The following is a 23,830-nucleotide window of genomic DNA, read 5'->3' on the forward strand; positions in this document are numbered from 1 at the left end:
GTGCGGTAGTTTAAGAACAGCCAAAAGCTGCGGTGAAGCCGCGTCTTTAGGCGCGCGGCCCGCCCGAGTCAACGTCTGACGTGTGAACGTCAGACGCAGGTACTATTTGTCGCGGAACTGCGGTTCACGTTTTTCCAGAAAGGCAGCCATACCTTCAGACTGGTCGTCGGTGGCGAACATTGAATGAAACAGCCGACGTTCAAACAGCAATCCGTCGCGCAGGGGCACTTCGAACGCCTGATTGACCGATTCCTTGATTGCCATAACCGAAATCATCGACTTCGACGCGATCTTGTTGGCGGCGGCCATCGTTTCTTCCATCAGCTTTTTGTTCGGCACCACGCGGCTGACCAATCCGCAACGTTCGGCCTCTTCGGCGTTCATGAAGCGGCCCGTCAGGTTCATATCCATCGCCTTGGACTTGCCTACGAACCGCGCCAGACGCTGGGTGCCACCGATGCCGGCCATTACGCCGAGGTTCACTTCGGGCTGGCCGAACTTGGCGCTTTCCGATGCGATGATGAAATCGCACATCATCGCCAGTTCACAGCCACCGCCCAGCGCATAACCGGACACAGCGGCGATGATCGGCTTGCGCACGCGGGTGATCGCTTCGGTGGAATCGGTGAACAGGTTACCCATAAAGCTGTCGACAAAGCTCATCTCGCTCATCATTGCGATGTCGGCGCCTGCGGCGAATGCTTTTTCCGATCCGGTGATGACGATGCAGCGCACCTTGTCATCCTTTTGCGCGTCGGTGACGGCATCTGCCAATTCACCCAACAACTCTTCGCTCAACGCATTCAAAGCGTCGGGGCGGTTCAGCGTGATGCGGGCGATGTGGTCATCTACGTCAACGATGATCGTCTCATAGGCCATATGAATGCTTCCATTTGTTGCCGTCTGAGGGCGTTCCTTAACATGGGTAGTGCATGTTTCAAGCTAAGTTTGACATAGCGCACAATAGAAAGAAGACCGCCCCGATTGCACAATTCTTTTCACAGTCCCGCCACAGCCGGGGGTGCGACAGGGCCGGCCTTCGCGGCCATAGACATCAAAGCTGTGTTGGAAATACCCAAGTTCTCCATCGGCTTGGCGGAAATCACGCAACGATGATCCCCCCGCGGCGATGGCGTCGGCCAGCACGTCGCGGATGATGGGAACAAGGGCGCGCACACGGGGTGGCGAGATGTTGCCGGCCTTGCGACGTGGCGACACACCGGCGCGAAAAAGGGCTTCGCAAACGTATATATTGCCCAATCCCGCGACAATCCGTTGATCCAGCAGCGCCGATTTCACCGGTGAAGCTTTGCCTTTGAACGCGCGCAGCAGCACGTCTTCGTTGAACGCATTGCCCAGCGGTTCGGGCCCCAGCACCGCCAACAGCTTGTGCTGTTCGGCAGTGTCGGTCTGCATCAGGTCCATCGCGCCGAACCGTCGCGGATCGTTGAATGTAATGCGCGCACCGTTGTCCATGTGCAGCACGACATGATCGTGTTTCGCGGGGGCGGGGTGGGTGTGTGCGAACTGCCCCAGCGGATCGCCCGAAACCAGCATCCGCCCCGACATGCCCAGATGGATCAACAACGTCTCGCCACTGTCCAGATCGGCAAGGATGTACTTTGACCGCCTGCGCAGCGCCAACACCTGTCGTCCGGTCAGCCGCGCCGCCATGTCGGGCGGGAACGGCCAGCGCAGATCGGGCCGGTTTACGTCCGCTTGGACAATCACCGCACCCTCCATCGCCGGTGCCAGCCCGCGGCGTACTGTCTCGACTTCTGGTAATTCGGGCATCGGATTGTTTCCTGTGACAAAAGGCACGCATTGTGCGCAGGCCCCAGCACCCTATAACAAGGCAGACTGACAAAGGCGACATTGACCCGATGACCGAAGACACAAACAAAACCACCCATTTCGGATTTGAAACCGTACCCGAGGCAGACAAGGCCGGTCGGGTTCAGGGCGTGTTCAACTCTGTTGCCAGCAAATACGACATCATGAACGATGTGATGAGCATGGGTATCCACCGCATCTGGAAAGATGCGATGATGGACTGGCTGGCACCGCGCGCCGGTCAAAAGCTGCTGGATGTGGCAGGCGGCACCGGTGACATATCGTTCCGGTTCCTGAAACGCGCAGGCAGTGGCCATGCCACCGTGCTGGACCTGACCGAACCCATGCTGGTCGAAGGCCGCAAGCGCGCCGAAGCCGAACAGATGCACGACAGTCTGGATTGGGTTGTGGGCGACGCGATGGCGCTGCCCTTTGCCGACAATACGTTCGACGTCTACACAATCAGCTTTGGCATCCGCAACGTAACCCGTCCCCAAGAAGCGCTGAACGAGGCCTTTCGTGTACTGCGCCCCGGTGGACGCCTGATGGTTCTGGAGTTCAGCCAGTTGCCGAACGCCGCGATGCAAAAGGCCTATGACCTTTATTCCTTCAACGTGATCCCGCAGATGGGCAAGATGATCGCGGGCGATCGCGACAGCTATCAATATCTGGTCGAATCGATCCGCAACTTTCCGGACCAGGAGACATTCCTTGGCATGGTTCGCGCGGCGGGCTTCGAGAATGCCAAATACCGCAATATGACAATGGGCGTTGCCGCCCTGCATTCGGGATGGAAAATCTAAGGTGCGTGGACCCCACAACATCTGGCGGTTGATCCGCACGGGCGCCACGCTGGAACGCACGGGCGCCATGAACGTGGTGCTTGACGCATTCGACGCGCCCAAACCCATTCGCTTTGTGGCCAAGCTGTTGGGCAAGCCGTTCATGTGGCTGGGCTATAAGGGCGACCCGACAATGCCGCCCGCTACCCGTGCGCTGACGGCGCTTGGCCCTGCGTACATCAAGTTTGGACAGGTTCTGTCCACCCGGCCCGATGTGGTTGGCGATGCACTGGCTGTGCAACTGCGCGTTCTGCAGGACAAACTGCCGCCCTTCGGTGTTGATGTGGCCAAGCGCGAGATTGAAAAGGAACTTGGCCAGCCCGTTGATACGATCTTTTCCGCGTTCAGCGAACCCGTGGCTGCCGCATCCATCGCGCAGGTCCACAAGGCGACCCTGCGCGAGAGCGGTGAAGAGGTTGCGGTCAAGGTGCTGCGCCCCGGCATCGAAGCGGCCTTTCGCAAGGACGTGGATGCGTTTTACTTTGCCGCCCGTCTGGTCGATATTTTCGCCCCCGGTGCTCGCCGTTTAAGACCGATAGATGTGATCGAACATTTCGATGGCGTCGTGCGCGGGGAACTGGACCTGCGACTGGAAAGCGCGTCGGCTTCGGAATTCTCGGCCAACACGGTGGATGATGCGGGCTTTCGCCTGCCGCAGATCAAATGGGACTATTCCGCGCGTCGCGTGATGACGCTGGGCTGGGCCGATGGTGTGTCGATGGGCGACAACGATGCCATTGATGCGCTGGGCGTTGACCGTGTCGAACTGTCGGAACGGGTGTTGCAACTGTTCCTGAATCACGCCCTGCGCGACGGTTTCTTTCATGCCGACATGCATCAGGGCAATCTCAAGGTTGCGGCCAACGGTGACATTATCGCCTATGATTTTGGCATTATGGGCCACATCGACGAATACACCCGCCGCGTCTACGCCGAGATTCTCTTTGGCTTTATCCGCAAGGACTATAAACGCGTTGCCGAGGTCCACTTTGAAGCGGGCTATGTGCCCGCCGACAAGGATGTTGACGAATTTGCCCGCGCGTTGCGTGCTGTGGGCGAACCGATCTTTGGCATGGACGCCACCCGCATTTCGATGGCGCGGCTGCTCAGCTATCTGTTCGAGGTCACCGAACGCTTTGGCATGGAAACCCGTACGGAACTGATTTTGCTGCAACGCACGATGGTGGTGGTCGAAGGTGTTGCGCGGTCGCTGAACCCGCGCATGAACATCTGGGAAGTCGCCAGCCCGATTGTCACCGACTATATCAAGACATCCATCGGCCCGCGCGCAGTGCTGGGTGATCTAGGCAAAACGGCAATGGTTCTGGCCCGTTTCGGTCCTCGACTGCCCGGATTGGTCGAGGCGGCGTTGGTGCGTCAGGCCAAGGATGAGGTGCCGCCGCACCGGCCCTTTTGGCGCTGGATCGTTCTGGCCGGTGTCTGCGGTATGATTGGCGGTGGTGCACTGTTTACTTTGGCCCAACACCTTTAGTGAAACGCCCGAAGACGACGGGGGCACAAAGCCCCCGACGTCCGGTCAAGCGATGCGTTCGATGGCCAGTGCGATGCCCTGACCGCCACCGATGCACATGGTTACCAGCGCGCGTTTGCCACCAATCCGCTCCAGTTCGTACAGCGCCTTGACCGTGATGATCGCACCTGTTGCCCCGACCGGGTGGCCCAACGCGATTGCGCCGCCGTTCGGGTTTACCTTGTCGGGGTCCAGACCCAGATCGTTGCTGACCGCAAGCGCCTGTGCGGCAAAGGCTTCGTTGCTTTCGATCACGTCAAAGTCGGCGACCGACAGGCCGGTTTTTTCAAGCAGTTTGCGCACGGCAGGGATCGGGCCGATGCCCATAACTTCGGGGCGCACGCCCGCGTGGGCATAGCCGATGATGCGGGCCTTGGGCTTTAGCCCTGCCTTTTGTGCCGCTTCTGCCGTTGCCAGAACAACCGCCGCCGCGCCGTCGTTGATGCCGCTGGCATTGCCTGCGGTTACTGTACCGTCTTTGCGGAAAACTGTACGCAATCCCGACAGCGCGTCGATGCTGGTGGCTTTTGGATGTTCGTCAACTTCGAAGGGCACCATATCGCGTTTGACGCGCACTTCGACGGGCGTGATCTGGCTGGCAAACCGGCCTTCGGCAATCGCCGTTGCCGCGCGTTCCTGACTGAGCAGGGCAAATGCATCTTGCGCTGAACGTGACACGCCATGTTCGTCCGCTACGTTTTCCGCCGTTACGCCCATGTGTCCGGTGCCAAAGGGGCAGTTCAGCGTGCCCAGCATCATATCAAGTGCTTGCACATCGCCCATTTTTGCACCCCATCGGGTTGCCGGCACGATGTAGGGGCTGCGCGACATATTCTCGGCGCCGCCTGCCAGTCCGAAATCGGCGTCGCCCAGCATCAGGGATTGCATCACCGATACAATTGCCTGCACGCCCGAGCCGCACAGCCGGTTTACGTTCATCGCCGGTGTGGTGTCGGGCACGCCTGCCTGCATTGCGGCGACGCGGCTTAGGTACATGTCGCGCGGTTCGGTGTTGATGACGTTGCCAAATGCCACATGACCGATTTGTGCGCCCTCGACGCCCGAGCGTTCCAGCGCCGCCTTGGCTGCTGTTGCGCCAAGATCGACTGTGGGTGTTCCTGCCAGTGATCCGCCGAAGGTGCCGATTGCGGTGCGCGCGCCGTCCAGAATTACGATGTCTTGCATGATCTGATCCTTTTGCTTTGCTGATGTTATGGTGCGCTTGCCCGCCGATGTCAGCCGCAACGTGCCGTCAGTTGACAGCGGGCAGTGCCCCGCGCATATCTTCCGCCATGACGGATGACACTGACGCAATACTGACCCGCCTGCCCAGTCGCCTGAAAGAGGCGCGGCGCGCCCAAGGCTTGTCATTGGATGCTGTGGCAAAGCTGTCGGGCGTCAGCCGCTCGATGGTCAGTCAGATCGAACGCGGCGAAAGCAGCCCCACCATTGCAACCCTTTGGAACCTGACCCGCGCGTTACAGGTGGATTTTGCAGGTCTTCTGGATGGCGATGCAGCCACCGCCCGCATCGAAGTGCTGCGCAGTGCAGACGTTCCGACCATCGAAAACCGTGGCAGCGGCTGCCGCATCCGCATTCTGTCACCGCCCGAAGAGGCAGGTCATCACGAGGTGTACGAGTTGCGCTTTGCCGAAGGCGGTGTGTTGGACAGCCAGCCCCACACCCGTGGCGCGCGCGAGTATCTGACAGTGATCGACGGCACGCTGGAGGTCACCAGCGCCGAAACCACGCAGACCATTGGCGCAGGCGACACCGCCAGATATGCCGCCGATGTACCGCACCGCATCAGCGCCACCAGCGCCGCGCGTGCCTTTCTGGTGGTACAGAACGCCTGATTGCACAATCCAGTATACCGGACAAAAATCCGTGATACAGAAATCCTCTATTTCGGAATCAATTCCGGTATGCTAGAAGTGATGGCAAACAGGAGCCGTCCATGACCCAAGCATTTCTTTCCTACATCACCGACACCTTGGCCCAGATTGATGCCGAGGGATTGACCAAGGTCGAACGTTTGATCACCTCGCCTCAGGGTGGTAAAATTCAGGTCGCGGGCCGCGAGATGATCAATCTGTGTGCCAACAACTACCTTGGGCTGGCCAACCACCCCGATCTGATCCGCACGGCCTGTGATACGATGCAGCCCAAGGGCTTTGGCATGGCGTCGGTTCGGTTCATTTGCGGCACGCAGGACATGCACCGCACGCTGGAACAAAAACTGGCGGCGTTTCTGGGCAAGGACGATTCGATCCTGTTTGCCGCTTGTTTCGACGCCAATGGCGGTCTGTTCGAGCCGCTTCTTGGCCCCGAGGACGCAATCATTTCGGATGCGCTGAACCACGCGTCGATTATCGACGGCATCCGTCTGTGCAAGGCCAAACGCTATCGCTATGCCAACAGCGACATGGCCGACCTTGAGGCGCAGTTGAAACAGGCCAAGGCCGACGGCGCACGGTTCATCATGATTGCGACTGATGGCGTGTTCAGCATGGACGGGTATTTGGCGAACCTGCCCGGGATCACTAAACTGGCCGAGGCCTATGGCGCTTTGGTCATGGTCGACGACTGCCACGCCACCGGATTTATGGGGCCGAAGGGCGCGGGCACCCCGTCGCATTTCGGTGTTGATGTCGACATTCTGACCGGCACGCTGGGCAAAGCGCTGGGTGGCGCGATCGGTGGCTATATTGCAGGTCCGCAACCGGTCATCGACCTGCTGCGCCAACGCGCGCGGCCCTATCTGTTTTCGAACGCCTTGCCGCCTGCGATCGTCGCCGCAGGGATCGAGGCGCTGCGCCTGGTCGAGGAGGGCGATGCTCTGCGCGCGCAACTGTTCGAAAACGCTAAATACTGGCGCGACGGTCTGGAAAGCCTCGGCTTTGATCTGCTGGCGGGCGAACACCCGATCATTCCCGTGATGCTGGGCGAGGCGCAACTGGCGCAGGATATGGCAACGAAACTCTATGATGAAGGGGTCTATGTCTCGGGGTTTTTCTTTCCAGTGGTGCCGCGCGGTCAGGCCCGCATTCGCACCCAGATGAACGCAGCCCTGACCCGCGCCGATCTGGATCAGGCGCTGGCAGCCTTCGAAAGGGCAGGCAAAGCCTGTGGTGTGATCTGATGAAGTCCAATGAAATGAAAGCCCTGTCTAAACTGCACGCCCGCGAAGGGCTGTGGATGGTGAACGCGCCGGTGCCCGAGATCGGGCCCGATGATGTGCTGATCAAGATCAACAAAACCGGCATTTGCGGCACCGATATTCACATCTGGAACTGGGACGACTGGGCGCAGAAAACCGTGCCGGTGCCGATGATCACCGGTCACGAATTTGCAGGCGAGATCGTCGAGATCGGACGCGATGTGCAAGGGTTGGAATTGGGCCAGCGCTGTAGTGGCGAGGGGCACTTGATCGGCACCCAAAGCCGCCAGAGCCGCGCGGGGAAATTCCATCTTGATCCGGCGACACGCGGCATCGGTGTGAATGAACAGGGCGCTTTTGCCCAATACCTGCGGCTGCCTGCGTTTAACGTGGTGCCGCTGCCCGACGAAATCAGCGACGATATCGGTGCGATCCTTGATCCGTTGGGCAACGCGGTTCACACCGCGCTGAGCTTTGATCTGATCGGCGAGGATGTGTTGATTACGGGGGCCGGCCCCATCGGGATCATGGCCGCTGCCGTGGCCCGTCACGCGGGGGCGCGTCATGTGGTGATCACGGATGTGAACCCCGACAGGTTGGCGCTGGCGTCGCAGGTGGCCGATGTGGTGCCGGTGAATGTGACGCAAGAGTCGTTGCAGGATGTGATCCCGCGTCTGAAGATGAAACAGGGCTTTGACGTGGGTATGGAAATGTCGGGCAACCAGCAGGCGCTGGACCAGATGGTCGAAGCGATGACGATGGGCGGGCGGATCGCCATGCTGGGCATCCCGCCGGGCAAAAGCCCCGTCGATTGGAGCCGGATCGTGTTCAAGGCGATCACCATCAAGGGCGTTTATGGCCGCGAGATCTTCGAGACTTGGTACAAGATGATTGCAATGCTGGAAAACGGTCTGGACGTGTCCCGGGTGATTACGCACCGGTTTCATGTGGACGACTTCAAGGCTGGCTTTGCCGCAATGAAATCGGGACAAAGCGGCAAGGTCGTTCTGGACTGGACGTAAAAGACCGGATCAGGGCGTAAGTGGCACGCGTCCATCGGCTGTCAAAGTCCAGCATGTGCGCCCCTCGAATACAGCGGCGGTCATCGGTTTGCCATATCCGGCACCCGTATCCAGATTGACGCGGTTGCCGTAATGGGTGGCCACGTCAACGGGCGTGTGGCCATGCACGATTAGTTTGGGATGTGGGGTCGTGACCTTGTGAAACTCGTCACGAATCCAGATCAGGTCGTGTTCGGTTTGCTGGTCAAGCGGCACATCGGGACGGATGCCTGCGTGGCAAAAAAACAGGTCTTCCGTCTCGTGGCTCAGCTTGCACTGCGCGATGAAGTCCAGGTGCGCCTGCGGAACGGATTCAAGCGCTTCGGCGTGAACTGCGGTCTGACGGTTTTTGACTGTGAATTCGATGCCATAAGACGCCAGCGTCGTGTCACCGCCCAGACGCGGGTGCAGCCAGTACAATTCGACCGGTAAATAGGCCTCTTGGCGGGGATAATCCTGCATCCACCAATCGAACATGCGGTCGTGGTTGCCCAGCAAAAAGGTCCAGTCGCGGCCTGCGTCACGGCCCGCGATCAGAGTATCAAGCACGGCACAGCTGTCTGCACCACGGTCGATATAGTCGCCCACAAACACAACACGTGCATCAGCGCCGCCATCCGCCTCGATCAGGTCAAGGATGCGGGTCAGCTCTCCCAATTGTCCGTGAATGTCGCCGACGGCATAGATGGGCTGGGTCATGGGAAATCCTTGAGGCTGTGAAATGCGTTCAAGGGTGGAATAGGCGGGGCAGTCCAAGGGTGCAAGAGACCGGCGCATGCCTCGTACCGGATCGGCAAAGTTGCGTGTCTCTTTCAGGTCGAAGCAGCATTTGGCGGCCCTGTCCGTGCAAGGCCGCCAAAAATTTGTGCGTCAGGAAACCATGAATTCCAGCGGTTTGACCTGATTAAACATACCGGTGCCTTCCAGCGTTTTCAGAACGTCGTGGGGCAGCGCGTCGTCGATATAGAGCAGGGCAATCGCCTCGCCGCCCGCTTCGTTGCGGCCAAGGGTAAAGTTGGCGATGTTCACGCCGTTCTTGCCCATTGTGTTGCCCAACAGGCCAATGATCCCCGGAACGTCGTTGTTGGTGGTGTACAACATGTGCTGGCCGATCTCGGCGTCGATATTGATGCCTTTGATCTGGATAAAGCGCGGCTTGCCGTCGCTGAACACTGTACCAGCCACCGAACGCTCGCGTTTGGCGGTCACCACTGTCACTTTGACATAGCCGTCGAAGACGCCCGATTTGTCCTGATTGGTGGTGCTGATCTGGATGCCTTTTTCACGGGCAACCACAGGGGCCGAAACCATGTTCACATCGGGGTTGGCGCGTTTCATGATACCCGCGACAACGCCACAGTTCAGCGCGTCAAGGTTCATCGACCCGACAGAGCCGTCGTACAGGATGTTGATCGCGCGGATCGGCTCGTCGGTCATCTGGCCGATGAACGACCCCAGATGTCCGGCCAGCGTCAGCCATGGACCCATTACCTTTGCCTCTTCTGCCGTGACCGATGGCATGTTCAGTGCGTTTTCAACTGCGCCGGTCAGCAGATAATTTGCCATCTGCTCGGCCACTTGCAGCGCCACGTTTTCCTGTGCCTCGGATGTCGCAGCCCCCAAATGTGGGGTGCAGACGACGTTGGGCAGGTTGAACAGCGGGTTTTCCGTTGCAGGCTCGACCTTGAACACGTCAAAGGCGGCACCGGCGACATGACCCGATTTCAGGGCGTCGGCCAGAGCTTCTTCGTCCACCAGACCACCGCGGGCACAGTTGATGATGCGCACGCCCTTCTTGGTCTTGGCCAGATTTTCGCGCGACAGGATGTTGGCCGTCGATTCGGTATAGGGAACATGCAGCGTGATGAAATCGGCACGCGCCAGCAGCTCGTCTAACTCGACCTTTTCAACACCCATATTGTCGGCTTTTTTGTTGCTCAAGTAGGGATCGTAGGCCACGACTTTCATTTTCAGTCCACGTGCACGGTCGCAGACGATGCCACCGATGTTGCCCGCACCGATAACACCCAGCGTTTTGCCGGTCAGCTCGACACCCATGAACTTGGACTTTTCCCATTTGCCCGCGTGCGTCGATGCCGATGCTTCAGGAATTTGGCGGGCAACGGCGAACATCATCGCGATGGCGTGTTCTGCGGTTGTGATCATGTTGCCAAACGGCGTGTTCATCACGATCACGCCCTTTTTCGATGCCGCGTCCTTGTCGACGTTGTCGGTGCCGATACCGGCGCGCCCGACGACTTTCAGGTTGTCGGCAGCAGCAAGGATTTTTTCGGTCACCTTGGTGGCCGAGCGGATTGCCAGACCATCATATTTGCCGATCACTTCGGCCAGCTTGTCTTTATCCTTGCCCAGATCGGGCTGGAAATCGACCTCGATGCCGCGGTCTTTGAAGATTTGCACAGCTGCGTCGCTGAGTTTGTCGGAGATAAGTACCTTGGGAGCCATGTCAGTGGTCCTTCATTGAATAAACGGGGGATATGACGGGGCGACCGTACTTTGCCTGTCGGGCAAATGGGTTCGTGGTCACCCCGTCTGGATTATGCGTTGATTTCAGTCTCGAAGGCCCATTCCAGCCAGGGCAGCATCGCGTCGATGTCCGCAGTTTCGACTGTACCACCGCACCAGATGCGCAGGCCGGCAGGTGCATCGCGATAGGCGCCGATGTCCAGCGCCACGTCAGCGTCGGCCAGCCGGCTCGCCACAGCCTTGGCAAAGGCAGCGCCGTCGGTGATGCGGGCATCGTTGAATTTCAGGCAGACGGATGTGTTCGAGCGGATCGCGGGATCAGCGGCCAGAAATTCGATCCAGTCGTGCGTGTCGACGAAATCGGCGATGGCTTTGGTGTTTGCATCGGCCCGTGCGATCAAACCCTTCAAGCCGCCAACGGTGCGCGCCCATTCGAGCGCTTGCAGGTAATCCTCGACGCACAGCATCGACGGGGTGTTGATGGTTTCACCCTTGAAGATACCCTCGATCAGCTTGCCGCCTTTGGTCATGCGAAAGATTTTCGGCAGGGGCCAAGCGGGTGTATAGCTTTCCAGACGTTCCACGGCGCGGGGGCTGAGGATCAGCATGCCGTGCGCCGCTTCGCCGCCCAGCACCTTTTGCCAGCTGAACGTGGTCACATCCAGTTTGTCCCATGGCAGGTCCATCGCGAATGCGGCGCTGGTCGCGTCGCATAGGGTCAGGCCCGCACGGTCTGCGGGGATTGCATCGCCGTTTGGCATACGCACGCCCGAGGTGGTGCCGTTCCATGTAAAGCAGACGTCGTTGTCGTAGTTCAGCGCGGCCATATCCACGATCTCGCCGTATTCGGCGGTGTGGGTGGTGGCGTCGATTTTCAGCTGTTTGACCACATCAGTGACCCAGCCTGCGCCAAAGCTCTCCCAAGCGACCATCTGGGCAGGGCGTTCACCCAGCAGCGACCACATCGCCATTTCAAAGGCGCCGGTGTCGGATGCGGGAACGATGCCGATGCGGTAGTCGGCAGGCACGCCGAGAATCTCGCGGGTGTCCTCAATTGCCTTCAACAGCTTGGCTTTGCCAACGGCTGCACGGTGCGAACGGCCCAAAGGCGCGTCGGACAGGTTGTTCAGATTGAATACGGGGGGTTTGGCACAGGGGCCGGAAGAAAAACGCGGGTTGGCCGGCCGCGTTGCCGGTTGGTCAATAGCCATTGCTGGTATCCTCACAGATAATCGCCCTTCGTTGGGGAAGGGTGTCCCACCGACGCGTCTAAGGGCGTCTGGTGGGTGGCGCAATGGGGAAAACGCGACTATAGCGCCGCTTGAACAGCTTTTTGCGACATGGATGGAGCGGATCGGAAACATGGAAACTTTTATCTGTACGCTGATCGCGACCCGTGGCGCGCTGCAACCCGGACTGGCCGAGGCGTTGCGCAATGCCTGGGGCGGCGGTGCGGTGGACTGGTTGTCGCCGGACGAGGCGGCGGAATTCACGTTGGCGCAGATGCCCGACAACCGATGGGATGTCTGGTCCGACGTGCAAAAGCTGGGCGTCGATCTGGTAATCCAGCCCGCCGAAGGGCGACGCAAAAAGATGTTGCTGGCCGATATGGACAGCACGATGATCCAGCAGGAATGCATCGACGAGCTGGCCGATGCCGCTGGCGTTGGTGATTTTGTGAAGGACATTACCGCCCGCGCGATGAACGGCGAACTGGATTTCGAAGCGGCCCTGCGTGAACGCGTTGGCTTGTTGAAAGGGCTGGATGCCGCCGTGATTGATCAGGTTCTGGCCGAACGCATCACCTATATGCCCGGTGGTGCGACATTGTTGGCCACGATGAAGGCGAACGGTGGCCACGCGGCGTTGGTATCGGGCGGTTTCACAGCCTTTACCGGCGCTGTTGCGGCGCATTTGGGCTTTGACGAGAACCGTGCCAACACGCTGACCGTCGAAGGTGGCAAACTGACGGGCACCGTGGGCGAGCCAATCTTGGGCAAGCAGGCCAAGGTCGACGCGCTGGAACAGATCACTGCACGGCTGGGCATTTCCGAGGCCGATGTGATCGCCGTGGGCGACGGCGCCAACGATCTGGGCATGTTGCACCGCGCAGGCACCGGCGTGGCGCTGCACGCCAAGCCGGTGGTTGCTGCCGAATGCGATGTGCGGATCAACCACAGCGACTTGACGGCGCTGCTGTTCGTCCAAGGCTATGCGCGGTCCGAGTTTGTTTAGACCAGCGCAGGTGCCGCGCGCACGGCACCTGTCACCAGATCACGCCGGTTGCGGATCGGCGCGTTCAGGTATTTCAGCGTTTCGGGGTGATCTGGTTCCAGCACGCCCAGCTTGACCAGAATTGCGGCAATGGCGCACTCGGCGGCGCGGGTGCCGCCATCGTCGATTTTCAGCGCCACGCCCATCTTCAGCTCGGGGATGATGGCGATAAAGAACGCCTCGGCCCCGGTCTTGATCGCCACCTTGCCGCCCATCGCACGCATCAGGTTGGTACAGGCCCGACCTTCGCCAGCCACCAGATCGGGGTGCAGCATCATGGCGCTGCGCAACCGTTCTTCGGCACTGCCTGTGGGCGCGGCAGCGAAATGGGACATGGCGCGGGCCATACCGTGCAGGCTGGTGGCAAAATTCGGCGCGCTGCATCCGTCAATACCGAATCCGGGACTTGATTCGCCGGTGACACGCTCGAACGCCTCAAGGCAGGCGCGCTGCACCGCGTGGTCGGGATCAACATAGTCGGGGCCCGTGCCCAGATGTTTGTTTAGCGTCAGAAAGCCGCTGTGCTTGCCCGAGCAGTTGTTGTGCATCTGGCAGGGGCTTTCATGGGCGCGGATCAGCGCATTGCGCGCGTCGCGGTCGTCGGGTTCCTGCGGGCCGCAGCGGAAATCGCTGTCGTTCAAGCCCAAGTAATCCAGCCATTTTGTCACCCGATCCGTGTGAATCGCGGCACCGTTATGCGACGCGCAGGCCAGTGCCAGATGTTCTGTCCCAAGGCCATAGGCATCCGCCGCACCGCTTTCGATCAGCGGCAGCGCTTGAATCATCTTGGCCGACGATCGGGGCAGGATCATCTTGTGCGGATCACCCCACGTTTGAACGATCTGGCCGGTGTCATCGCAGACAACCGCGTGCCCGTGATGCACGCTTTCCAGAAACGGGTCACGCCAGACTTCGGCCATTGCAACAGGATTTGTCATAGTTCACCTCACAACTTGGCGATTTCCTGCCAATTTAGGTTTCGTGGGTCGCGGTTTTCGCGTTAATATGTTTCTTGTCGAGAAGATTTGAGGCAGTTGCAAGAGAAGGCCCCGACCAAGGGGTGACCGGCAATGCCCTGCGTATTGAGGCTAAGGACAGTCTGGAGGCTGGACAGATGGGATTTATGAAAACAACGGCGGGTGCTTTGGGCATGGCCGGACTGGCATTTACATTGGCTGTACAGTCTGCCGCCGCGCAAGATCAAAGCACCAACCGTGTTGCAGCCAAAACCGACTGGAGTGTCTTTGTCGAAGACAACCCGACCGAATGCTGGAGCGTGTCAACCCCGAAGGAAACCGTGAACACCCGTGACGGACGCGTGGTCGCCGCGACCCGCAGCCAGATTCTGTTGATGGTGTTCTATCGCCCCAGCGCCGAGGCCAAGGGGCAGGTTGCCTTTACCGGCGGTTATCCTTTTGCCAGCGGCAGCACGGTTAACCTGAACATCAGTGGCAACGAATTCGAACTGTTCACCGACGGCGAGTGGGCTTGGCCTGCGACTGCGGCTGATGACGGCAAGATTGTCACGGCAATGAAACGCGGGGCCGATGCGGTTGTTACTGGCGTGTCCGGACGGGGCACGACCACCAAAGACACATTTTCGCTGTTGGGCTTTACGGCCGCAGTGGAAGAAGCCGAAGGCCGCTGCGGCGGTTGACCGCGTCCGGTTCGCGGGGCGAATCCTTTTGATCCTGCCCCGCTTTCCTATATAGAGGCGCATCACCCGAACTGCGGAGTTGCCCGATGTCTGCCGATGCGCCGATTACCCAAGATGTTATGACCCTTCCACGCAAGCTGCCTGCGGGGCCCGTGAACCTTGTGGGAATGACGCGCCCCGCGATGCGTGATGCCCTGATCGCCCTTGGTACGCCGGAAAAGCAGGCCAAGATGCGCGTCGGGCAAATCTGGCAATGGATTTACCAGTGGGGCGTGCGCGACTTTGATGCGATGACGAACCTCAGCAAAGCCTTTCGTGCCGAATTGGCCGAGGCGTTTGTGATCGAAATCCCCGAGGTTGTTTCCAAACAGGTCAGCACCGACGGCACCCGCAAATGGCTGGTGCGCATTGCGGGCGGTCACGAGGTCGAGGTGGTCTATATCCCCGAAGAAGGGCGTGGCACGTTGTGCATTTCGTCCCAAGTCGGATGCACGCTGACCTGTTCGTTCTGTCACACCGGCACGCAAAAACTGGTACGCAATCTGACAGCAGGTGAAATCATCGGTCAGGTGATGATGGCCCGCGATGATCTGGACGAATGGCCCGAACATGGCAAACGCACTGAAGACGCCCGTTTGCTGTCGAACATCGTTCTGATGGGCATGGGCGAGCCGCTGTATAATTTTGAAAACGTGCGCGACGCGATGAAAATCGCGATGGACCCCGAGGGCATCCAGTTGTCGCGCCGCCGTATCACATTGTCGACGTCGGGTGTGGTTCCCGAGATTGCCCGAACCGCAGAAGAAATCGGCTGCCAACTGGCTGTTTCGTTCCATGCCACCACTGACGAGGTGCGCAACAAGCTGGTGCCGATCAACAAACGCTGGAACATCGCGGCACTTCTTGATGTGTTGCGCACCTATCCCAAGGTCAGCAATTCGGAACGGATCACGTTTGAATATGTCATGCTGGACGGTGTGAACGACAGTGATGAAGACGCCTATCGGTTGATTGAACTGATCCGGGGCATTCCGGCCAAGATCAATTTGATCCCGTTCAATGAATGGCCCGGCGCACCCTATAAACGGTCGTCGAACAACCGGATTCGTGCGTTTTCCGAGATTGTTTACAAGGCTGGCTATGCCAGCCCCGTGCGTAAACCGCGGGGCGAAGACATCATGGCGGCCTGTGGTCAGTTGAAGTCGGCAACCGAACGGGCGCGCAAGTCGCGGCGCGAAATTGCGGCAGAAACCGGGCTGAACTAAACTTCTGGGGGTATTTGTGTCTATGACGGACACGGTTGCCCCGAAGAAATCCTGATTGTGTACGATTGACGCCGATAAGTGCGGCCATCCTGAACCTGCAATTAAGCAAGTTCAGGAGAATTATAATGTCGAAATTTACAAAGACAGATGTACTGGTTGCTGCGCAGATTCTTGATCTGATCAAACAGGAACGCGCAAAAGCATTGTCCAAACGCGAGTGGCAGCACCGGATTGCCGGTTACGGCTATGGTATCCGTGATACGCAGCATGGCCAGATTGTTGAAACCCTGCCACACCATGTTCCGGTCTGCACGCTTCCGCCCGAGCTCGCAGCCTGATGGTCCGTCCGCATTCTTAGCGGCGGCGGCCTGCTGCGATGCCTTGGGCAATCCCTTGGGCAAATGCGACGGCCAGCGGTATCATGACGCTTGTGCCCGGCGCTCCTGCTTGAACGCCCAGTGTAGCCTCTAGGGTGGGTTTGGATACCGGCACGCGGGGTTTGCGGGCTAAAAACATCAAGATCAGGCCGGCGCCGAGAAAGGCGCAGCCGACGATGGCACAGGCTGTGATTGGGTCGGTGACTGTCAGCAACAGCATGAAGCCAGCAGCGCACAGGAACCCAAGGCCAATCAGGGCCATCAAACCACCCAGACCGCCCAGCGCGTAACGCTGGACGGCTTTGTGGATGCGGTAACGCAGTCCCAAAAACATGCTTTAGTTCCGGCGCGAGGTCATCAGACCCACAAGAAAGCCCAAGCCAGCGGCAATGCCGACAGCCATGACCGGCTGTTTGCGCACAGCCTCTTCTGCCTGACCATAATATTCTTCGGCCAGTTCCTGAACGTGATCGCTGGCTTCGTTGGCGCGCGCGCGCGCATAGGTTGCCTGATCCGAGGCCGAATTTTTCAGGTCCGACACGGATTGCTTAACCCGCGCCGACGCTTCGTCCCTTTTGTGGGCTGTCAGTTGACCCAGAAGCGAGGTCAACTGTGCAATATCCGATTTGATCAGTTCAAGCTGTGCGGACACGTCTGACGTGTCTGCTGTTTTGTTTTTGGTCGATGCTGCGGGGCTAGCCATCATTGTCTCCTGAATTTCATTTCTGCGGCACAACGCGCAGCCCCCACAGCATGTTCCATCTAGCGACCGGGTATTGAATCGCGGGGTAGGGTGGTTTCCCAGTTGTCGATCACTTTCACCGCCTCGTCTGCGGTTTCGACAAATCGGAACAGGTCCAAATCCTGCGCCGAGATGGTGCCCGCATCGGCCAGCGCGTCCCAGTTGATAATTTTTTCCCAAAAGGCACGGCCGAACAGCAAGAAGGGCACGCGCTCCATGCGGCCGGTCTGGATCAGTGTCAGCGCTTCGAACATTTCGTCCATCGTGCCGAACCCGCCCGGAAACACACAGATCGCGCGGGCCCGCATCAGGAAATGCATTTTGCGAATGGCAAAGTAATGAAAGTTGAAACACAGTTCGGGTGTGACGTATTCATTCGGGGCCTGTTCGTGCGGGAGCACGATATTCAGGCCGATTGATTTGCCGCCCGCCTCCATCGCGCCACGGTTGCCCGCTTCCATCACACCGGGGCCACCGCCGGTGACAATGACGTTTTCCTGTCCGTTATCGTCCATCGACTTGCGCGTCATCTGATGTGCGAATTCTTGGGCGACATCGTAGAAATGCGACAGATCGGCCAGCGTCCTGGTGCGGGCATTGTCCTTTTTGGCAGGGGCGGGAATGCGCGCGCCGCCAAACAGAACGATGGTGGACTTGATCCCCTGTTCGTCCAGCATCAGCGTGGGTTTCATTAGTTCAAGCTGCAACCGGACGGGGCGCAATTCTTCCCGACACAGGAAATCGTCGTCGGTAAAGGCCAGATGATAGGCGGACGAGCGCGTTTGCGGTGTATCAGGTACTTCTTTCGCCTTGGAGCGGTCGGCGCCAGCGTGGCGCAGCGGATGACGTGCGGTTTCGGTCATAGGTGTCTCCGGTGTGGTGTTGGGGGCAACATGCATGGGTTTGGCGACATTGACCACGCGATATTGGGCAGGCTGGTTTTCCCCTGCGCATTGCGCGGCAGGGCGTCAGACGGTAAAGGGGCTGAAACGCCCCAACTCTGGAATTTACACCATGTCCAACGCCCAACTTGAATCCTCTATCGAAGCCGCATGGGAAGAACGCGACAGCATCACCTCTGCCACCACAGGTGAAACCCGCGACGCCATCGAAGACACGCTGAACGCGCTGGACAGCGGCAAGCTGCGCGTCGCGGAAAAACAGGCCGACGGAACGTGGCATGTGAACCAGTGGGCCAAAAAGGCGGTTCTGTTGGGCTTTCGGATCAAGGACATGGAACAACAGGACGGCGGCCCCCAAGGCGGCGGCTGGTGGGACAAGGTCGACAGCAAGTTCAAAGGCTGGGGCGACAACCAGTGGAAAGCAGCAGGCTTTCGCGCCGTACCCAACTGCGTGGTCCGCAAGTCCGCCTTTATCGCGCCTGGTGTGGTGCTGATGCCATCCTTTGTGAACCTTGGTGCCTATGTTGACGAAGGCACGATGGTTGACACGTGGGCCACCGTGGGCAGCTGTGCGCAGATCGGCAAGAACGTGCACCTGTCCGGTGGCGTCGGCATTGGTGGTGTTCTGGAACCGATGCAAGCGGGTCCGACCATCATCGAAGACAACTGCTTTATCGGCGCGCGTTCCGAAGTTGTCGAAGGCTGCATCGTGCGTGAAGGGTCGGTTCTGGGCATGGGCGTATTCATCGGCCAGTCAACCAAGATCGTTGATCGCGAAACCGGTGAAGTCACCTATGGTGAAGTGCCTGCGGGTTCGGTTGTTGTGGCGGGTACCTTGCCGTCGAAGAACAATGTCAGCCTATATTGCGCTGTGATCGTCAAAAAGGTCGATGCCAAGACACGCTCTAAAACCTCGATTAACGAACTGCTGCGCGACTGACGGAACCAAATGCGCCTTTGCCAGTTGTCTCTTTAACATAGATATTAGGAGAGACATCATGACAGGTATAGGCTGGTTTGCTGCCATTATCGTAGGGGCCATTGCGGGTTGGATTGCTGAGAAAATCATGAATTCCAGCATGGGTCTGCTTGCCAACATCGGCTTGGGGATCGTTGGTGCGCTTGTTGCCAACTTCCTGTTGGTTGCCATTGTCGGTTCGACACTGGGCGGCTGGATTGGCCAGTTGGTTGTGGGTGTGATTGGTGCATGTTTGCTGATCTGGATCACTCGGTTGATCCGCGGTCGTGCCTGAACCCTTTTCAGGGCGACAATAACACGCTAGGGCTGCCGTAACTTCATGCGGCGGCTCTTTTTATGTCTGATACCAAAAAACCAAAGAAACCCTCGCGTCAGCAGGTCTATACCCTGTTGGTTCAGATTGGCCGGAAAAAAGGCGACGGCCTGCCGGACAAGGCGACAGGGGCAGCCCTGATGTGTTTTGCCAGCGGTGTGGATGAGGCCGAGGCCGTTCGAGAGACCGTGGCGATCCTGAAACAGGCGGATACAGCGCCTCTGGATGTCACAGGCTACGGCACATTGGCCGAGCGTGAGGAAGAAGGCCACGAGATTGACGACGAAGAGCGCGCGCTGATGCAGCAGGCGCTGGATGAAAACGCGGTGATCGTGGCGCAGGTAACGCCCTTCTTCGACAAGCTTTAAGGCTTGCGCTATTACGGGTTTTTGCCGAACCATTTGCGGTGGATTGTGGCATAGGTGCCGTCTTCGCGCAGGCTGAGTAACACCCGGTTGATGTCCTCGCGCAGCGCGCTGTTGGTGGGCAGTGCAATGCCATAGTTTTCGCTTTTGAACACCGAACCGGTCAATTCAGCCAGTCCAGCGCCGGATGTGTTCACATAATAGGCCAGCACCGGTGCGTCAAAAACGACGGCATCCAGTTCGTTGGACTCGAATTTTTCCAGCAAACGGGCCAGATCAGGCGACCCTTCCGAGCGCATATCGCGCGCGTCCATAAACACTTGGGCGGTGCTGCCTTCGATGGTGCCGACGCGTTTGCCGTACAGATCGTTGACTGACCTGACCGATCCGTTGATCGCCTCGACCGTCATGGTTGCCGTAATGTGGGCGACGAACAACGACACGATAAACAGTGACGAAACCACCAGCAAAACACCGAACACACGTCCGAACACACTGCGCGGCATCCGTTCTTCGAACCCGCCGTTAACCACAAGGTTCAGCGCCCACCAGAACGAGGGAAAGATTGCCTGTCGCAGCGGTTTGTCGAAATAGTCCTGTGACCGCTTTTCGAAATGCCACATTATCATGCCACCCGTCATCAGCAGGGCAAAGGCACCGATAATCGCCAGCAACAAATCCCACGACAGGAATGCAGACCAGAACGACGTGCCACTGCCAGCTTGGCGGTGCACCATGATTTGCAGACCCGATGCAAAAATTGGTTGGGAAAAATCCATCTCAGCCAAGCGGTCCGCTGTGATCGAGATATTTGCGATGGCCAGATCGGAGTCGCCGTTTTTAATGCTTCCCAGCATCTCGCTGAAGTTGTCATAGCGCACGGTCTGATAGGGGCGGCCAAGCTGGGAGGCGATCTCGTGCCACAATTCTGTGGAAAAGCCGGTATCCTCACCGTCCGCGACCATCGAGAACGGCGGCCGTGTGACTGTGGCAACGGTCAGATCCTGTGCCGCTGCCTCGGTCACAAGGCAGCAGGTGAACAGGAACGATAGAAAATAGCGGATCATCCCCTAACCCCATTTTTTTCATCGGAGGTAAAGCAAGGGTATTGGCCCCGCAAGGGCGCGCAATTGTCAGGCTGCACGTTGATCCGTCAGTGTGATCGCTTCGAACCACTTCAGCACCGGAAACGCGGGTTTTCCGTGTTCTGGCAGGGTCGAACGCTCAAGATTCTGTAGTGCGCTGTTGCTCAGCAGATCAACCTTGCGTCGCAAGCGTCCGATATACAGGCTTTCGACCCAGGTGCCGGCGGTCAGCAGGGTTTCGTGCCCTGGCAACAGCAGTTGCGTATAGGTGATGACCGGCCCGCAGGGTGCCGGATGCGCAGCGTGGCCGTTCATCAGGTGGCGAGCAGGGACCAGAACGGCCTCTTGGTTGAACAGATATTCAACGTCCGACCCGCGCAGCACCAGCCGTTGCTCGGGAGCAACAACCATGTCTTGTTGCAAGTTGAAATAGGGCGCACGCAGACGCACAGGGGAAAAGCTGCCGCGCGCAGGCACGGTGCGATCAATGCGGTGCAGCACAGGCACCACGCCCGAACTTTCGGTCATCACCGTATCGCCGCGCTGCAACTCGCCCACAGGTCGGTAACCGTGGGGCGTGGCCGCCATCACCGACGGGTCCAGCGACGGCATCGGGCCGATGGGTTCAATCTGCGTGGACAGAGCGGCAAAGATAACGTCCTGTGCCAGAACACGGTCGGTCTGGCCCAATATCAGTTCGCGCAGGTCCGAGACGAGAAACGGTTTGGGGTCATTGATCGGCACTGCCAAAACTTCGCCCTGCTCGGGTTCTTCGATCGACAACCGCGCCCAGTTGCTTTCGGTGTCCCAAGCATAGGTCACGCGTAGCACATCGGTGCGCGCAAATGTCTTGCGCCGGATGGCCCCGTGCACAACCGTACCATCGTGACTGTGTACCATCGAAATACCGCCACCCGGGATCGCCTGAAACGTCAGGCTGCGCGGCCACGGGTGGCCCGCGGAAAAGCCAAACAACTCTTGCGGACGACCATCGGGCGACATTCGTGTTTCCAACATCAGGCTGCCGCTTGTCAGCATCCCCCCGTCGGCCATGTCGCATTGTGGTGCGTCGTGATGATCAAATCCCAAACCGTTGGCGCAAAAGCGTCCTTCGCGGGTGTCGAGCAGTGCAATCCAAGCCATACTTCAGGCAACCTTTTGTGCGCGGCGCCACAGGTCCGCTTCGAAATGTTTCAGTGTCCGGCGCGCGGCGGGGGAATAACCCTGTCCGGTTGACGGGTCGAGTTCGGGGAAAAGGGCGCAGATTTCGTTCAGGATATCTTGTTCAAAGCTCTTTTCGGTCTGCGGTCCGGGCAGGAAGGATTCTGTAGCCAGACCTTCCGAAAAAACCACCTGATGCTTGTCGAACATCAGGTGGACATAGGTCACCTCGCCGCCGGCACGGGCGCGCACCGAACGGTCGTTCACCAGATCTTTGGCGGCGACCAGCACCTCTGCCTCTCCGAACAGCAGTTCTGCCAGACTGTCGCGGATCAGGATGCGGTGTTCGGGCGACACCAGCAATTCGCGGTGGGTTCCAAATGTGTTGGCACGCACGCAAACCGGCGCGAATTTTCCAGCAGCGGCCACAGTGCGCTGGCCGATCCAGCGCAACGGTTGGGCACCTTCGTCTTGTGTCATGACCAGATCACCGGGCACCAGGTCTTCGACCCGCGCTTCGCCCGTGGGCGTCGCGATCATCGTGCCCGCCACAAAGCAGGGGATCGAGCTGACATTGACGTAACCGATGTCGGTGTTGTCACCATTGTCGACCTGATAGGTAAAATTGAAGTCTTCGGAGTCGCCGTCACCGATCAGTGTCAGCGTGCCGTCGGCGTTCAGCATCACCTGCTGGCCAGTCGGCAAGGTGATGGTCTGACCGGCGACCACAGCCATGTTGTTGATATGGGTGATGGTCAGCGAGCCGTTGCCGTTGTTGACGTCGTTGGCGAGAACATCAACGACTTTGGAACCATCAGGTGCCACATGCGCGTCGTCGGTGTTGGCAATCAGCAGGGTTTGCATCGAATCCGCCGCGATCAGCAGGTTTGAATCGTAGTTGGAATCGGACACGTCCGCGATGCCGATGCGGATCGAGTTCACTGATCCCGAGATAACCGGAATCGTCAGGGTCATGGTGATGGTCAGCCCGTCCATCTCGGTGTTGAACGCGTCATTCGAGTTGTCCAGAAACATGTTCAAGTTGTTGGTCTGGTTCACGTTCCCGGGGTCGGTATCGCCGTCACCAATCGTCATTTCGACGAACTGCCCGTTGATCCACACACCAACAAAATCCTGATAGACCGAGTTTTGGAATTCAGGGTACTCTTCGGACGAGAACACGAACTGCATCGTCATCACGTCACCGGTAGGGATAAAGTCGATGTCGAGCCAGGCAGCGTCATACGTGTTGGCGCCAGCCTGCTGGTTGAACATCGAGTCGTTGGACCGGCCTGACGTGTTTGTAGAGGTGCTGGTAGACTGGTTCGAGCTGCCCCAACGATTGGTAAAATCCTGCGCATCACCAGTGGACAGAATCACGCCCGTGTCACTGGGTGTGGCGCCGGGTGCTACGTTGTCGCCATTGCTGTAGATGCCGGCCGAGTCGCGGTCACCGGAGTAGGTTGCGCCGACCACTGTAACGCCATCACCAAAAATGGTTTCGGCCATATCCGTGGCATCGGTGCCTTCACGCACCGTCCGGATAGGAAGTTCACTTGCTGCGACCATGTCTGCCTCTTGCCCTTAAGCGAGACAGATCAGCCAGCAGCGCACAGTTATCCTGTGCCCATTGCGCCATGCGGTTTTTGCATGTTTGTGCCATACGTTGATGGCGGTACTGCTGAATGCCCTGCCTCGGGTCATGTTATTGAGGCAAGCCTAGCATGTATTTTCGGAGTTTGTTAACAAAATCTCCATGTGAAACGCGCGGTTCCGTGCCGATTTCGCCACAAATC

Annotated in this window: 25 protein-coding genes; 12 read left to right on the forward strand and 13 right to left on the reverse strand. The window is 58.8% G+C overall.

Going from position 1 to position 23,830, the window contains the following annotated elements:
• Nucleotides 1–102: 102 nt before the first annotated feature.
• Both SULPSESMR1_RS15975 and mutM read right to left on the reverse strand, forming a co-directional pair.
• Nucleotides 103–879 carry an enoyl-CoA hydratase gene (locus SULPSESMR1_RS15975; RefSeq protein WP_089421765.1) on the reverse strand — a complete coding sequence of 259 codons (777 nt, stop codon included), beginning with the start codon at nucleotides 877–879 and terminating at the stop codon, nucleotides 103–105.
• A 63-nt stretch (nucleotides 880–942) separates the two neighbouring features.
• Complete coding sequence (gene mutM / locus SULPSESMR1_RS15980; protein WP_089421766.1) at nucleotides 943–1,794, reverse strand: bifunctional DNA-formamidopyrimidine glycosylase/DNA-(apurinic or apyrimidinic site) lyase; 852 nt, start codon at nucleotides 1,792–1,794, stop codon at nucleotides 943–945.
• A gap of 89 nt (nucleotides 1,795–1,883) precedes the next feature.
• On the opposite strand from mutM, the gene ubiE reads away from it, so the two are divergent.
• Both ubiE and ubiB read left to right on the forward strand, forming a co-directional pair.
• On the forward strand, nucleotides 1,884–2,636 hold the full coding sequence (gene ubiE / locus SULPSESMR1_RS15985) for a bifunctional demethylmenaquinone methyltransferase/2-methoxy-6-polyprenyl-1,4-benzoquinol methylase UbiE (RefSeq protein WP_089421767.1): 753 nt from the start codon (nucleotides 1,884–1,886) through the stop codon (nucleotides 2,634–2,636).
• Between the two features lies 1 nt (nucleotide 2,637).
• Nucleotides 2,638–4,167: a 2-polyprenylphenol 6-hydroxylase gene (gene ubiB / locus SULPSESMR1_RS15990; protein ID WP_089421768.1), complete on the forward strand. Its 1,530-nt coding sequence runs from the start codon at nucleotides 2,638–2,640 to the stop codon at nucleotides 4,165–4,167.
• 45 nt (nucleotides 4,168–4,212) lie between these two features.
• Here ubiB and SULPSESMR1_RS15995 read toward each other — a convergent pair whose 3' ends face one another.
• Complete coding sequence (locus SULPSESMR1_RS15995; RefSeq protein ID WP_089422364.1) at nucleotides 4,213–5,391, reverse strand: acetyl-CoA C-acyltransferase family protein; 1,179 nt, start codon at nucleotides 5,389–5,391, stop codon at nucleotides 4,213–4,215.
• 107 nt (nucleotides 5,392–5,498) lie between these two features.
• Between SULPSESMR1_RS15995 and SULPSESMR1_RS16000 the strand changes: the two genes are divergently transcribed.
• The 3 genes from SULPSESMR1_RS16000 (at nucleotide 5,499) to tdh (ending at nucleotide 8,388) form a co-directional block, all read left to right on the forward strand.
• Nucleotides 5,499–6,062 carry a helix-turn-helix domain-containing protein gene (locus tag SULPSESMR1_RS16000; RefSeq protein ID WP_089421769.1) on the forward strand — a complete coding sequence of 188 codons (564 nt, stop codon included), beginning with the start codon at nucleotides 5,499–5,501 and terminating at the stop codon, nucleotides 6,060–6,062.
• A gap of 101 nt (nucleotides 6,063–6,163) precedes the next feature.
• The gene (locus tag SULPSESMR1_RS16005; protein ID WP_089421770.1) at nucleotides 6,164–7,348 is read left to right on the forward strand and encodes a glycine C-acetyltransferase; all 1,185 of its coding nucleotides are present in this window, start codon (nucleotides 6,164–6,166) and stop codon (nucleotides 7,346–7,348) included.
• Nucleotides 7,348–8,388 carry an L-threonine 3-dehydrogenase gene (gene tdh / locus SULPSESMR1_RS16010; protein WP_089421771.1) on the forward strand — a complete coding sequence of 347 codons (1,041 nt, stop codon included), beginning with the start codon at nucleotides 7,348–7,350 and terminating at the stop codon, nucleotides 8,386–8,388. The genes SULPSESMR1_RS16005 and tdh overlap by 1 nt, the downstream gene beginning before the upstream one ends.
• Before the next feature lie 9 nt (nucleotides 8,389–8,397).
• Here the strand turns inward: tdh and SULPSESMR1_RS16015 are convergent, their stop codons facing one another.
• The 3 genes from SULPSESMR1_RS16015 to SULPSESMR1_RS16025 all read right to left on the reverse strand — a co-directional run bounded on the left by SULPSESMR1_RS16015 (nucleotide 8,398) and on the right by SULPSESMR1_RS16025 (nucleotide 12,125).
• Nucleotides 8,398–9,126, reverse strand: coding sequence for a metallophosphoesterase family protein (locus tag SULPSESMR1_RS16015; protein WP_089421772.1), 729 nt, complete (start codon nucleotides 9,124–9,126; stop codon nucleotides 8,398–8,400).
• Nucleotides 9,127–9,297: 171 nt separating this feature from the next.
• The gene (gene serA, locus SULPSESMR1_RS16020; RefSeq protein WP_089421773.1) at nucleotides 9,298–10,893 is read right to left on the reverse strand and encodes a phosphoglycerate dehydrogenase; all 1,596 of its coding nucleotides are present in this window, start codon (nucleotides 10,891–10,893) and stop codon (nucleotides 9,298–9,300) included.
• 92 nt (nucleotides 10,894–10,985) lie between these two features.
• Nucleotides 10,986–12,125: a phosphoserine transaminase gene (locus tag SULPSESMR1_RS16025; RefSeq protein WP_089421774.1), complete on the reverse strand. Its 1,140-nt coding sequence runs from the start codon at nucleotides 12,123–12,125 to the stop codon at nucleotides 10,986–10,988.
• A gap of 151 nt (nucleotides 12,126–12,276) precedes the next feature.
• Here SULPSESMR1_RS16025 and serB point away from each other — a divergent pair, with 151 nt between their 5' ends.
• Nucleotides 12,277–13,149, forward strand: coding sequence for a phosphoserine phosphatase SerB (serB, locus tag SULPSESMR1_RS16030; protein ID WP_089422365.1), 873 nt, complete (start codon nucleotides 12,277–12,279; stop codon nucleotides 13,147–13,149).
• On the opposite strand, the gene SULPSESMR1_RS16035 is transcribed toward serB, so the two are convergent.
• Nucleotides 13,146–14,126, reverse strand: a complete 981-nt coding sequence (locus SULPSESMR1_RS16035; RefSeq protein WP_089421775.1) for an asparaginase — start codon at nucleotides 14,124–14,126, stop codon at nucleotides 13,146–13,148. The genes serB and SULPSESMR1_RS16035 overlap by 4 nt on opposite strands.
• Before the next feature lie 185 nt (nucleotides 14,127–14,311).
• On the opposite strand from SULPSESMR1_RS16035, the gene SULPSESMR1_RS16040 reads away from it, so the two are divergent.
• From SULPSESMR1_RS16040 to SULPSESMR1_RS16050, 3 genes are all read left to right on the forward strand, one after another.
• Nucleotides 14,312–14,845: an invasion associated locus B family protein gene (locus SULPSESMR1_RS16040; RefSeq protein ID WP_089422366.1), complete on the forward strand. Its 534-nt coding sequence runs from the start codon at nucleotides 14,312–14,314 to the stop codon at nucleotides 14,843–14,845.
• Nucleotides 14,846–14,931: 86 nt separating this feature from the next.
• Nucleotides 14,932–16,110: a 23S rRNA (adenine(2503)-C(2))-methyltransferase RlmN gene (gene rlmN, locus SULPSESMR1_RS16045; RefSeq protein ID WP_089421776.1), complete on the forward strand. Its 1,179-nt coding sequence runs from the start codon at nucleotides 14,932–14,934 to the stop codon at nucleotides 16,108–16,110.
• A 125-nt stretch (nucleotides 16,111–16,235) separates the two neighbouring features.
• Nucleotides 16,236–16,448 (forward strand): hypothetical protein, encoded by a 213-nt coding sequence (locus tag SULPSESMR1_RS16050; protein WP_089421777.1) that lies wholly within the window; start codon nucleotides 16,236–16,238, stop codon nucleotides 16,446–16,448.
• A 16-nt stretch (nucleotides 16,449–16,464) separates the two neighbouring features.
• Here SULPSESMR1_RS16050 and SULPSESMR1_RS16055 read toward each other — a convergent pair whose 3' ends face one another.
• Genes SULPSESMR1_RS16055 through SULPSESMR1_RS16065 form a run of 3 tightly spaced genes read right to left on the reverse strand, consistent with a single transcriptional unit; the run spans nucleotide 16,465 to nucleotide 18,092 of the window.
• Nucleotides 16,465–16,821, reverse strand: coding sequence for a phage holin family protein (locus SULPSESMR1_RS16055; protein ID WP_089421778.1), 357 nt, complete (start codon nucleotides 16,819–16,821; stop codon nucleotides 16,465–16,467).
• 3 nt (nucleotides 16,822–16,824) lie between these two features.
• Nucleotides 16,825–17,190 carry a DUF883 family protein gene (locus tag SULPSESMR1_RS16060; protein WP_089422367.1) on the reverse strand — a complete coding sequence of 122 codons (366 nt, stop codon included), beginning with the start codon at nucleotides 17,188–17,190 and terminating at the stop codon, nucleotides 16,825–16,827.
• A gap of 59 nt (nucleotides 17,191–17,249) precedes the next feature.
• Nucleotides 17,250–18,092 carry a TIGR00730 family Rossman fold protein gene (locus SULPSESMR1_RS16065; RefSeq protein WP_089421779.1) on the reverse strand — a complete coding sequence of 281 codons (843 nt, stop codon included), beginning with the start codon at nucleotides 18,090–18,092 and terminating at the stop codon, nucleotides 17,250–17,252.
• Nucleotides 18,093–18,243: 151 nt separating this feature from the next.
• Between SULPSESMR1_RS16065 and dapD the strand changes: the two genes are divergently transcribed.
• The 3 genes from dapD (at nucleotide 18,244) to SULPSESMR1_RS16080 (ending at nucleotide 19,791) form a co-directional block, all read left to right on the forward strand.
• On the forward strand, nucleotides 18,244–19,071 hold the full coding sequence (gene dapD, locus SULPSESMR1_RS16070; protein ID WP_089422368.1) for a 2,3,4,5-tetrahydropyridine-2,6-dicarboxylate N-succinyltransferase: 828 nt from the start codon (nucleotides 18,244–18,246) through the stop codon (nucleotides 19,069–19,071).
• A 58-nt stretch (nucleotides 19,072–19,129) separates the two neighbouring features.
• Entirely contained in the window at nucleotides 19,130–19,384 is a 255-nt protein-coding gene (locus SULPSESMR1_RS16075) for a GlsB/YeaQ/YmgE family stress response membrane protein (RefSeq protein WP_089421780.1), read from the forward strand.
• A 62-nt stretch (nucleotides 19,385–19,446) separates the two neighbouring features.
• A complete protein-coding gene (locus SULPSESMR1_RS16080) occupies nucleotides 19,447–19,791 on the forward strand; it encodes a hypothetical protein (RefSeq protein ID WP_089421781.1) in 345 nt (114 codons plus the stop codon).
• Between the two features lie 11 nt (nucleotides 19,792–19,802).
• On the opposite strand, the gene SULPSESMR1_RS16085 is transcribed toward SULPSESMR1_RS16080, so the two are convergent.
• From SULPSESMR1_RS16085 to SULPSESMR1_RS16095, 3 genes are all read right to left on the reverse strand, one after another.
• On the reverse strand, nucleotides 19,803–20,855 hold the full coding sequence (locus SULPSESMR1_RS16085; RefSeq protein ID WP_089421782.1) for a transporter substrate-binding domain-containing protein: 1,053 nt from the start codon (nucleotides 20,853–20,855) through the stop codon (nucleotides 19,803–19,805).
• 66 nt (nucleotides 20,856–20,921) lie between these two features.
• Nucleotides 20,922–22,016 carry a Hint domain-containing protein gene (locus tag SULPSESMR1_RS16090; protein ID WP_089421783.1) on the reverse strand — a complete coding sequence of 365 codons (1,095 nt, stop codon included), beginning with the start codon at nucleotides 22,014–22,016 and terminating at the stop codon, nucleotides 20,922–20,924.
• A 3-nt stretch (nucleotides 22,017–22,019) separates the two neighbouring features.
• A complete protein-coding gene (locus SULPSESMR1_RS16095; protein WP_089421784.1) occupies nucleotides 22,020–23,603 on the reverse strand; it encodes a Hint domain-containing protein in 1,584 nt (527 codons plus the stop codon).
• Between the last annotated feature and the right edge of the window lie 227 nt (nucleotides 23,604–23,830).

The organism is Pseudosulfitobacter pseudonitzschiae, assembly GCF_002222635.1.
Taxonomy (GTDB): Bacteria; Pseudomonadota; Alphaproteobacteria; order Rhodobacterales; family Rhodobacteraceae; genus Pseudosulfitobacter; species Pseudosulfitobacter pseudonitzschiae_A.

Bases quoted from the DNA above. Each gene is read 5' to 3' on its own strand.
- SULPSESMR1_RS15975 (WP_089421765.1), bottom strand. From the start codon at position 879: ATGGCCTATGAGACGATCATCGTTGACGTAGATGACCACATCGCCCGC.
- mutM (WP_089421766.1), bottom strand. From the start codon at position 1,794: ATGCCCGAATTACCAGAAGTCGAGACAGTACGCCGCGGGCTGGCACCG.
- ubiE (WP_089421767.1), top strand. From the start codon at position 1,884: ATGACCGAAGACACAAACAAAACCACCCATTTCGGATTTGAAACCGTA.
- SULPSESMR1_RS15995 (WP_089422364.1), bottom strand. From the start codon at position 5,391: ATGCAAGACATCGTAATTCTGGACGGCGCGCGCACCGCAATCGGCACC.
- SULPSESMR1_RS16000 (WP_089421769.1), top strand. From the start codon at position 5,499: ATGACGGATGACACTGACGCAATACTGACCCGCCTGCCCAGTCGCCTG.
- SULPSESMR1_RS16005 (WP_089421770.1), top strand. From the start codon at position 6,164: ATGACCCAAGCATTTCTTTCCTACATCACCGACACCTTGGCCCAGATT.
- tdh (WP_089421771.1), top strand. From the start codon at position 7,348: ATGAAGTCCAATGAAATGAAAGCCCTGTCTAAACTGCACGCCCGCGAA.
- SULPSESMR1_RS16015 (WP_089421772.1), bottom strand. From the start codon at position 9,126: ATGACCCAGCCCATCTATGCCGTCGGCGACATTCACGGACAATTGGGA.
- serA (WP_089421773.1), bottom strand. From the start codon at position 10,893: ATGGCTCCCAAGGTACTTATCTCCGACAAACTCAGCGACGCAGCTGTG.
- SULPSESMR1_RS16025 (WP_089421774.1), bottom strand. From the start codon at position 12,125: ATGGCTATTGACCAACCGGCAACGCGGCCGGCCAACCCGCGTTTTTCT.
- serB (WP_089422365.1), top strand. From the start codon at position 12,277: ATGGAAACTTTTATCTGTACGCTGATCGCGACCCGTGGCGCGCTGCAA.
- SULPSESMR1_RS16035 (WP_089421775.1), bottom strand. From the start codon at position 14,126: ATGACAAATCCTGTTGCAATGGCCGAAGTCTGGCGTGACCCGTTTCTG.
- SULPSESMR1_RS16040 (WP_089422366.1), top strand. From the start codon at position 14,312: ATGAAAACAACGGCGGGTGCTTTGGGCATGGCCGGACTGGCATTTACA.
- rlmN (WP_089421776.1), top strand. From the start codon at position 14,932: ATGTCTGCCGATGCGCCGATTACCCAAGATGTTATGACCCTTCCACGC.
- SULPSESMR1_RS16050 (WP_089421777.1), top strand. From the start codon at position 16,236: ATGTCGAAATTTACAAAGACAGATGTACTGGTTGCTGCGCAGATTCTT.
- SULPSESMR1_RS16055 (WP_089421778.1), bottom strand. From the start codon at position 16,821: ATGTTTTTGGGACTGCGTTACCGCATCCACAAAGCCGTCCAGCGTTAC.
- SULPSESMR1_RS16060 (WP_089422367.1), bottom strand. From the start codon at position 17,190: ATGGCTAGCCCCGCAGCATCGACCAAAAACAAAACAGCAGACACGTCA.
- SULPSESMR1_RS16065 (WP_089421779.1), bottom strand. From the start codon at position 18,092: ATGACCGAAACCGCACGTCATCCGCTGCGCCACGCTGGCGCCGACCGC.
- dapD (WP_089422368.1), top strand. From the start codon at position 18,244: ATGTCCAACGCCCAACTTGAATCCTCTATCGAAGCCGCATGGGAAGAA.
- SULPSESMR1_RS16075 (WP_089421780.1), top strand. From the start codon at position 19,130: ATGACAGGTATAGGCTGGTTTGCTGCCATTATCGTAGGGGCCATTGCG.
- SULPSESMR1_RS16080 (WP_089421781.1), top strand. From the start codon at position 19,447: ATGTCTGATACCAAAAAACCAAAGAAACCCTCGCGTCAGCAGGTCTAT.
- SULPSESMR1_RS16085 (WP_089421782.1), bottom strand. From the start codon at position 20,855: ATGATCCGCTATTTTCTATCGTTCCTGTTCACCTGCTGCCTTGTGACC.
- SULPSESMR1_RS16090 (WP_089421783.1), bottom strand. From the start codon at position 22,016: ATGGCTTGGATTGCACTGCTCGACACCCGCGAAGGACGCTTTTGCGCC.
- SULPSESMR1_RS16095 (WP_089421784.1), bottom strand. From the start codon at position 23,603: ATGGTCGCAGCAAGTGAACTTCCTATCCGGACGGTGCGTGAAGGCACC.